We start from the raw sequence: 695 nt of genomic DNA, 5'->3' as shown, positions 1-695 counted from the left end.
CCATGGAGTTCAGCTATGGATGCGACCCACTCCAAGAGTGCTTTCGTGTACGGACAGGTCAGGCGCGCTCTGCAGTCGGGACGCTACGCACCCGGGCAGCGGATCGATCCGGCCACGCTTGCCGCAGAGTTCAACCTCAGCCCCACGCCGGTTCGAATCGCCCTGTCCCGTCTGGCCGGCGAAGGCATGGTCGCCGACCACGCCCGCAACGGACTGCACGTCCCCTTGCTCACCGAAGTCGCCATGCGCGATCTCTACGATTGGATGGAGCGCCTGTTGTTGATGGCATGCGATATCGGTGTGGCACCGATGTTCCGGAAGACCCGAAAACCGGAGCTTTCGCGCGCTGACGACGATCTGGTGAAGCTGACCTGGCAGCTGTTCGACGCGATCGCCGGTGCGACCGGTCACTGGTCGCTGCACCATGCGGTGAAACGAGCCAACGACCGGCTGGCACCGATACGGCGTGCCAAGCAAGGATTGCTCGAGCACAGCTTCGAAGAGCTTTCGGAACTGAACCGGTATTGGCAGACACGCGACGTTCCGGCCCTGAAGTCCGCATTACGCGACTATCACGAACGCCGGAAGCAACTCGTCCCGAGCATCGTGGCGTTGCTGAATGACCGCAGCGACGACCTTCATCACTAGGCAGCCTCCGATCCAGTGCTCTCGTGGGTCATCGTGTTGCGGGAAAG

The 695-nt window shown here is 62.2% G+C and carries 1 protein-coding gene; it reads left to right on the top strand.

Going from position 1 to position 695, the window contains the following annotated elements; genetic code table 11:
* Positions 1-15 precede the first annotated feature (15 nt).
* A complete protein-coding gene (locus tag ACFPPB_RS20350) occupies positions 16-648 on the top strand; it encodes a GntR family transcriptional regulator (RefSeq protein ID WP_377330491.1) in 633 nt (210 codons plus the stop codon).
* Positions 649-695: the final 47 nt, after the last annotated feature.

Source organism: Rhodanobacter terrae (assembly GCF_042657005.1).
GTDB classification, from domain to species: domain Bacteria; phylum Pseudomonadota; class Gammaproteobacteria; order Xanthomonadales; family Rhodanobacteraceae; genus Rhodanobacter; species Rhodanobacter terrae.
The sequence above is the reverse complement of the archived record's forward strand: the minus strand, read 5'-3'. Positions and strand labels throughout refer to the sequence as shown.

What these genes read in the sequence shown, in the direction of transcription:
- ACFPPB_RS20350 (WP_377330491.1), top strand. Translation starts at nt 16, where the DNA reads ATGGATGCGACCCACTCCAAGAGTGCTTTCGTGTACGGACAGGTCAGG.